This is a genomic window from Mycobacteriales bacterium (genome assembly GCA_035504215.1).
In the GTDB taxonomy this organism is placed as follows: Bacteria; Actinomycetota; Actinomycetes; order JAFAQI01; family JAFAQI01; genus DATAUK01.
On sequence record DATJSI010000145.1, the window covers coordinates 1 to 8,198 of the forward strand.

4 protein-coding genes are annotated in these 8,198 nt (G+C 69.4%); 3 read left to right on the forward strand and 1 reads right to left on the reverse strand.

Going from position 1 to position 8,198, the window contains the following annotated elements; all coding sequences use genetic code 11:
• The coding region (locus VME70_16810; protein ID HTW21858.1) for a glycosyltransferase 87 family protein at positions 1 to 1,054 on the reverse strand (1,054 nt) is incomplete at its 3' end.
• Between the two features lie 307 nt (positions 1,055 to 1,361).
• Here VME70_16810 and VME70_16815 point away from each other — a divergent pair.
• From VME70_16815 to VME70_16825, 3 genes are read left to right on the forward strand one after another with little or no spacing between them, the layout of a single operon-like run.
• A complete protein-coding gene (locus tag VME70_16815; protein ID HTW21859.1) occupies positions 1,362 to 3,008 on the forward strand; it encodes an NAD(P)-binding protein in 1,647 nt (548 codons plus the stop codon).
• Positions 3,005 to 6,625, forward strand: coding sequence for a pyruvate:ferredoxin (flavodoxin) oxidoreductase (gene nifJ, locus VME70_16820; GenBank protein HTW21860.1), 3,621 nt, complete (start codon positions 3,005 to 3,007; stop codon positions 6,623 to 6,625). The genes VME70_16815 and nifJ overlap by 4 nt, the downstream gene beginning before the upstream one ends.
• A complete protein-coding gene (locus VME70_16825; protein HTW21861.1) occupies positions 6,625 to 7,629 on the forward strand; it encodes a dihydroorotate dehydrogenase-like protein in 1,005 nt (334 codons plus the stop codon). The genes nifJ and VME70_16825 overlap by 1 nt, the downstream gene beginning before the upstream one ends.
• Positions 7,630 to 8,198 lie beyond the last annotated feature (569 nt).

Below are 8,198 nucleotides of genomic sequence, written 5' to 3' on the forward strand. Positions count from 1 at the left end.
AGTGAAGGAAGTACGACGGGCTCGCGAGCAGCACAAGCAGGTCGACGACGAACAGCGCGGTGATCAGCCGCGCCGAGCGGTCCTTGGCCGACAGGGTGGCGCACGCCGCGATGAGGACGAGTACGACGATCGCCAGCACCCAGCGGGCCGGGCTGTGGTGGATCAGCGAGGCTCCGGCGACGTCCGCGAGCCGGCCGAGTCGCGGCACCGTCCCGGCCGGGCGCAGCAGCTGGTCGCGGATGACCATGTCCCACATCCGTCCGCGGGCGAGTACGGCGAACGGCGCCACGATGATCGCAGCGACGATCACGCCGCCGCCGAGGATCCGCAGCGCCGACCCGAGCCGGCGCTGCAGCAGTGGCCACAGCACGAGCAGGGCCCACGGTGCGAGGTACCAGATCTTTGTGACGGCTGCGAACCCGAGCGCGCCGCCGGCCAACCACTCGGCGCGAGCCGTGACCAGCGTCGGACGCTTCACCAGGAGCAGCAGCGCGACGAGGATGGCTGCGCCGCCGATCGGTTCCATGAGAACGGTCTGTTCGGCGAACACGGCGGGCAGCCAACCGACGTAGATGATTCCGGCGACCACGGCCGCCACCAGTCCCCAGCGACGAGCGAGGCGGGCGACAAGGGTCGCGTTCAGCGCGCCGATCGCCATGAAAGCGACCCGGGCGGTTGCCATCCCGACCTGGTCGCTGGTGATCCGGCCGAGCGCCGCGAACGGCGCGACCGCCAACATGATCACCGGCGGGTGAAGCAGGACGAAGTCGCGGTATGGCACGCGGCCGAAGGTCAGCGCATCGGCAGCGGCGTAGTAGACGCCGTCGTCGTAGCGCCCGTAGAAGGTCAGGCCACCACCGCGAAGGACGGGGATCAGCCGGACGAGGAACGCGAGGGCGGCGATGGCGAAGAGGAATCCGCGCCACTGCCGTGAGCCGAGCTCCCATCGGCGACCGGCCGGCTTTGCGGCGGGCGAGTCTGCGTCAGGAGGTGCTTCGGCAACGAATCGAAGCGCGGGGTCCAGGGTCGTGCCCGAAGTGCGCTTCGCTGACATGACCTTCCACTACCACCTGTAGTAGTCGAATATGCCTATCTACTACAGGTAGTCGTACTAGCCCCACGCCAGTGTCAAGTTCGTTCCTGAAGGCATCGTGAGAAGGCGCACGACCGGGGCGCTCTCATGGTGCAGGCATGCGCGAACCTCGCTCTCGTGACCCGGCGTTCGACCACTCGCGGGTGGGACCTTCGGCCCTAGTCCGCGCGCTGTCGGGCTGGAAATGTCTGCCCACGACGGGCGAAAGCGTGCACCACCAAAGGCTGCACCGGGTGCTCGCAACGGCGAATGACGAGCGGGTGAACACATGACACGACGCGACATGACGTCGCTGCCCGACCTCGTCCACGGGCAGTCCCGCGCCGGTCCGGTGCGCAACCGGCGGCCGTCGTACGTCGATCTGCTCCCGCCGTGCAATGCGGGTTGTCCGGCAGGGGAGAACATTCAGGCCTGGCTGGCGGAGATCCAGGCCGGACGGACCGAGAACGCCTGGCGGGCACTCGTGGCGGACAACCCGTTCCCGGCCATCCACGGGCGGGTCTGCTACCACCCGTGCGAGACCGCCTGTAACCGGGCCGATCTCGACAGCGCGGTGTCGATCCACTCGGTCGAGCGCTTTCTCGGCGACCAAGCAATCGACCACGGATGGCAGTTCACGGATCGTGCGCGGAGCAGCGGCAAGCGGGTGCTGGTCGTCGGGGCCGGTCCCAGCGGGCTGTCCGCGGCGTACCACCTGGCTCGCCGCGGCCATGACGTCGAGATTCGCGACAGTGCGGAGGTGCCGGGCGGGATGATGCGTTACGGCATCCCGTCGTACCGGCTGCCACGCGACGTGCTCGACGCCGAGCTGGCCCGGATCGCCGCTCTCGGAGTGCGCTTCACGGGCGGCCACACGGTGAGCGATCTCGACGCGGAGCGCCGTGAGGGTCGGTTCGACGCCGTCTTCGTCGCTGTCGGTGCGCACCTGTCCAACCGGGTGGATATTCCGGCTCGAGACACGGGTCGCATCATCGATGCGCTCCCGTTCCTCGCCGATGTCGCCGCCGGCGAGCGTCCGGCGATCGGGCGCAGGGTCGCGGTGTACGGCGGTGGCAACACCGCGATGGATGCCGCCCGCACGGCCCGCCGGCTGGGTGCGGAGGAGACGTTGATCGTCTATCGCCGCACTCGGGCGCAGATGCCCGCCCACGAGGACGAGGCGGCGGACGCCGAGCGCGAGGGCGTGCGGATCAACTGGCTGCGGACGATCAGCGCGTTCGACGGTCCCGATCTCACGGTCGAGGTCATGCGACTCGACGAGCGCGGTGTCCCGACCCCGACGGGTGAGTTCGAACAGCTTGCTGCCGACACGGTGATCCTGGCTCTGGGCCAACGAACCGACACGGCCTTCCTGCGGTCCGTGCCCGGTGTCGAGTTCGACGATGACGGCACGGTCATCGTCTCCGAGACGATGATGACCGGCTGCGCCGGCGTGTTCGCGGGTGGAGACATGGTGCCCGCCGAGCGGACGGTGACGGTCGGCGTCGGCCACGGCAAGAAGGCCGCCCTGCACATCGACGCCTGGCTGCGCGGTGTGCCGGCCGGCGTCGCCGGCAAGCATCCGATCGCCGAGTTCGACGGGTTGAACCTCTGGTACTTCGGCGATGCGGCACGCCGCGCCCAGCCCGAGCGGTCGCCGGCCGAGCGGGTCGTGGACTTCGGCGAGGTGGTGGGCGGCCTCTCGGCGCAACAAGCCAGCTTCGAAGCCGGGCGTTGCCTGTCCTGCGGCAACTGCTTCGAATGTGATGGCTGTTTGGGGGCCTGCCCGGAAGATGCGGTCATCAAGCTGGGCATCGGCAACCGCTATCGCTTCGACTACGACCGATGCACCGGCTGTGCCACTTGCTTCGAGCAGTGCCCGGTGCACGCGATCGAGATGGTGCCGGAGCCTCGTGCGGGGATGGCGCAGCCGTGAGCCGGGTCACTGTGGACGGCAATGCCGCCGCCGCGTCGGTTGCCTACCGGCTCAGCGAGGTGTGCTGCATCTACCCGATTACTCCTGCCTCGCCGATGGCCGAGTCCGCCGACGAGTGGGCTGCGCGTCACCGGGCGAACATCTGGGGCACCGTGCCGACGGTCGTCGAGATGCAGAGCGAGGCGGGCGCGGCCGGTGCGCTGCACGGGGCCCTGCAGGGCGGCGCGATGGCGACGACGTTCACCGCCTCGCAGGGCTTGCTGCTGATGATCCCGAACATGTACAAGATCGCCGGCGAACTCACGCCAACGGTCTTCCATGTCGCGGCCCGTTCGCTCGCTGCGCAAGGCCTGTCGATCTTCGGCGACCACTCGGACGTGATGGCCGTGCGGCAGACCGGGGCGGTGCTGCTCGCCTCGTCGTGCGTCCAGGAGGCACACGACCTCGCTGCGGTCGCCCATGCCGGGACGCTTCGAGCCCGGATTCCCTTCGTGCATTTCTTCGACGGGTTCCGCACGTCGCACGAGCTCAACACGATCGAGCAGCTGTCCGACGAGGACCTGGCCGCGTTCGTGCCCACCGAGCTCGTCCATGCGCACCGGGGCAGGGCGTTGTCACCCGATCACCCGGTGATCCGCGGGACGGCTCAGAACCCGGACGTCTACTTCCAGGCTCGCGAGACCGTCAACCCGTTCTACGCCGCGGCTCCGGCACACATCCAAGCCGCGCTCGACCTGCTCGCCGAGCGCACCGGCCGCCGCTACGGACTGGTGGAGTACGCCGGCCACCCGGAGGCTGACCGGGTGGTGGTCGCGATGGGCTCTGGCGCCGAGACGTTGCGGGAGACGGTCGCGCGCCTGGTCGCGAGCGGTGAACGGATCGGGGTCGTGACGATGCGGCTTTATCGGCCGTTTCCCGCCGATGCGCTGATCGACGTACTGCCTCGTGCGGCGCGGCGGGTTGCCGTGCTCGACCGGACGAAGGAGCCGGGTTCGCTGGGAGAACCGCTCTTCCTCGACGTCTCCACCGCGCTCGCGGAGGCCGTCGCTCGGGGGGACCGCGACCGGTTGCCGCTCGTGGTCGGTGGCCGATATGGGCTGTCCTCCAAGGAGTTCACGCCCGCCATGGCGGCCGGCGTCTTCGACGAGCTCGGCCGGGCGCAGCCGCGATCCCGCTTCACCGTCGGCATCAACGACGACGTCTCGGGCACCAGCATTCCCTACGGTCCACCACTCGACATCGAGCCGAAGGGCACCGTCCGCGCCGTCTTCTTCGGCCTCGGCTCGGACGGGACGGTCGGCGCGAACAAGAACACGATCAAGATCATCGGCGAGGATCCGGCGATGTACGCGCAGGCGTACTTCGTTTACGACTCCAAGAAGTCCGGGTCGCAGACCGTGTCACACCTGCGGTTCGGACCGCGGCCGATCCGCGCGCCTTACCTGGTCGACCAGGCGGAGTTCGTCGGCTGTCACCAGTTCGGCCTGCTGACCCGTCCGGAGGTGCTGGCCCGCGCCGCGCCCGGCGCGGTTCTGCTGGTGAACAGCTCGGTCGCGCCCGAGGACGTGTTCGACGCTCTTCCGCTCCCGGTGCAGACCCAGATCCTCGACAAGCGTCTGCAGGTCTACGTCATCGATGCCAGCCGCATCGCCGCCGAGGCCGGGCTGCGCGGGCGGGTCAACACCGTGCTGCAGACCTGCTTCTTCGCACTCTCGGGCGTGCTCGAGCGCGACACCGCACTTGAACGGGTCAAGCAGGCGATCGAGCACACCTACGGCCGGCGTGGCCAGGGCGTAGTGAGCGCGAACCTTGCCGCGGTCGACCGAGCGCTCGCCGGACTTGGCCGCGTGCCGCTTCCCGACGACGTGACTTCGCAGCGCCCGCTGCCGAGTCTCGTTCCGGCGGGGGCGCCGTCGTTCGTTCGCGACGTCACCGCGACGATGCTGGCCGGCCAGGGCGACGAGCTTCCGGTCAGTGCACTTCCGGTCGATGGAACCTGGCCGTCAGGAACCGCGGCCTACGAGAAGCGAAACATCTCCGACCTGGTCGCGTCCTGGGATCCGGAGCTGTGCATCCAGTGCGGCAACTGCAGCTTCGTCTGCCCGCACAGCGTGATCCGATCGACGTACTACGACGCCGACCTCCTGGACGGCGCTCCGGCCGAGTTTCGGTCAGCTCCGCTCGACGCGAGAGGCATGCCGAACTCCCGTTACAGCCTGCAGGTGTACGTCGAGGACTGCACCGGATGTGCGCTGTGTGTCGAGGCCTGCCCGGTCAGCGCTCCCGAGGATCCGGACCGCAAGGCCATTAACCTGACCGACCGCGAACCCACGCTTGCGAGCGAGCGCCAGAACATCGCGTTCTTCGAAAGCCTGCCGGTGCCCGAGCGGCCGCGGGTCGACTTCGGCACGGTGCGAGGCACGCAGTTCCTGACCCCGCTCTTCGAGTTCTCGGGGGCGTGCGCCGGCTGCGGCGAGACGCCGTACCTCAAGCTGCTGTCCCAGCTGTTCGGGGACCGGGCGGTCATCGCCAACGCGACTGGGTGCTCGTCGATCTACGGCGGCAGCCTGCCGACCACGCCGTGGACCACCAACGCCGCGGGCCGCGGGCCGGCGTGGGCCAACTCCCTGTTCGAGGACAACGCCGAGTTCGGGCTCGGCCTGCGGCTCGCCGCCGATCACCACGAGTCGCTGGCTCGGTCACGGCTGTCCGAGCTCGCGGAGAAGGTCGGCCCGGACCTCGTCGACGACATGCTTCGCGCTGCGCAGCGCACCGAGTCCGAGCTCGCGGCTCAGCGCGAGCGCGTGGAGGAGCTGCGCCGGCGGCTGGAGGTGCTCGGCACGCCCGCGGCGGCCGACCTGGGCAGCGTGCTCGACTACCTGGTACGGCGGAGTGTCTGGATCGTCGGCGGCGACGGGTGGGCGTACGACATCGGGTCCGGGGGAGTCGACCACGTCCTCGCGGCCGGTCGTGACGTCAACGTGCTCGTCCTCGACACCGAGGTCTACTCGAACACCGGCGGCCAGGCTTCGAAGGCGACGCCGCTGGGCGCGGTGGCGAAGTTCGCCGCGGCCGGCAAGACGGTCGAGAAGAAAGACCTCGCGCTGCAGGCGATTGCGTACGGCAGCGTGTACGTCGCACGGGTGGCGATGGGTGCCGACCCGCAGCAGACCTTGAAGGCCTTCCGGGAGGCCGAGGCCTACGACGGACCGTCACTGATCATCGCGTACAGCCATTGCATCGCGCACGGCATCGAGATGCGCAGCGGACTCGACCAGCAGTACCGCGCCGTCGCCAGCGGGTACTGGCCGCTGGTGCGTTACGACCCGATGGCGCGGGCCGAGGGCGGCAACCCGTTCCTTCTCGACTCTCCGCGCCCTCGCCTCAGCCTGGCCGACTACACGCGGCGCGAGCTGCGCTACGCGATGCTCGCCGACTCGGAGCCCGCCGAAGCCGAACGGCTGGCCGCGCTCGCCCAGGCCGCGGTCGACCAGAGATGGGCGACGTATGAGGAGATGGCGACCCGCCCGGCGCATCGATTCCCTGCCGGCGCACGCGCGGAGAGCATTGAAACGACCCGGCCGACCCGGGCGGCAGCGGACGGCGAGGACAGCTGATGGATCTCGCGACCGACTACCTGGGCCTGCGGCTTCGCAGCCCGCTGGTGGCCTCCGCCTCGCCGCTGTCGGGAACGCTCGACGGGATCCGGAGCCTCGCCGATGCCGGGGCCGGTGCGGTCGTGCTTCCCTCGCTGTTCGAGGAGCAGGTGGTCGCCGCCGTCGAGCGGCACGACCAGCTGGCTGAGGCCGGCACCGAGAGCTTCCCCGAGTCGCTCAGCTTCTTCCCGGCCCGGGAGCAGAACCCCGGCCGGCGGTATCTCAGCCTGCTCGAGCGCGCTCGGGCCGCCGTCTCGATTCCCGTGATCGGCAGCCTCAACGGCGCCACACCAGGGGGCTGGACCGGCTACGCCAGAGCGATGCAGGATGCCGGCGCCGCCGCGATCGAGCTCAACGTCTTCCATCTCGTCGACGATCCGCCGCTGACCGCGCGCGAGGTCGAGCAGCGCCACGTGGAGATCCTCGAGCGGGTGAAGGACGCCGTACAGGTGCCGGTCGCGGTGAAGATCAGCCCGTACTTCAGCTCGATCACCGAGATGGCAGAGCGTCTGGACCAGGCCGGCGCCGACGGCCTGGTCCTGTTCAACCGCTTCCTGCATGCGGACATCGACCCCGAGACGCTGCAGCTGGTGCCCGGCATCGGCTTGTCCAGCCCGGCCGACGCCCGCTTGCCCCGGACCTGGATCGCCCAGCTCCGCGGACGGGTGCACGCTTCGCTCGCCGCCTCGACCGGCGTCGAGGACGCCGCCGACGTCGCCCGCTACCTGCTCGCCGGGGCGGACGTCGTCATGACGACGTCCGCGCTGCTGCGCAACGGTGCTGACTACCTCGAAGTGATGACCGACGGCCTGGTCGACTGGATGGCGCGAAAGCACTTCGACGACCTGCGCGCGGTGCGTGGCCGGCTCGCGGTTGCGGTCGACGGCACGTCCGGTGGTCGCGAGCGGGCACGGTACGTCGACGCGCTCGGTGCCGCGAACTCGGACCTGCACGGACCCTGGTGACGCCGCAGGCGTAAGGCCGGTTCGCGCCGGCATCCCGAGCTTCTGACCGTCGACGATGTCACGGTTTGGTTTCAACTGGGCCGCCGGGGTGCGGTTTTGATGGTCCGGTCGTCGGCCGCCGTACTCGTGGGTTCAACGCAGTTGGTCTCGCTCGGGTCACGGTTGCGCCGCAGTCGGAATGGCCGGGTAACGGCCTGGGCAGCCTGCCGTACCGTCACGGTCGCTTGCACGACTAGTTGCAGCTACCGAGGCTGGTTTGCGTCGTGAAGGGACCAAACATGCTGCGTGCGAAAACCATCGCGCGACTCACGTCCACGGCCGTGGTCGCAACCATAGGCCTCGCGGCCTGTGGGAGTAGCGGAAGCTCACCATCGTCATCGTCGAGTCCCTCCACGGGCAGCTCGACCGCATCGGTTCAAGGAAACCCGCAGGGCACCGGCGGTGGTTTCGCTTCGAAGGTGCCGCTCAACCCGTCGACGGCGAAGGGCGGCACGCTGAACGTCGGCGTGGCCGGCGACGTCGACTACATGGACCCGGCGCGTACCTATTACGCGTTCAGCTGGGACATC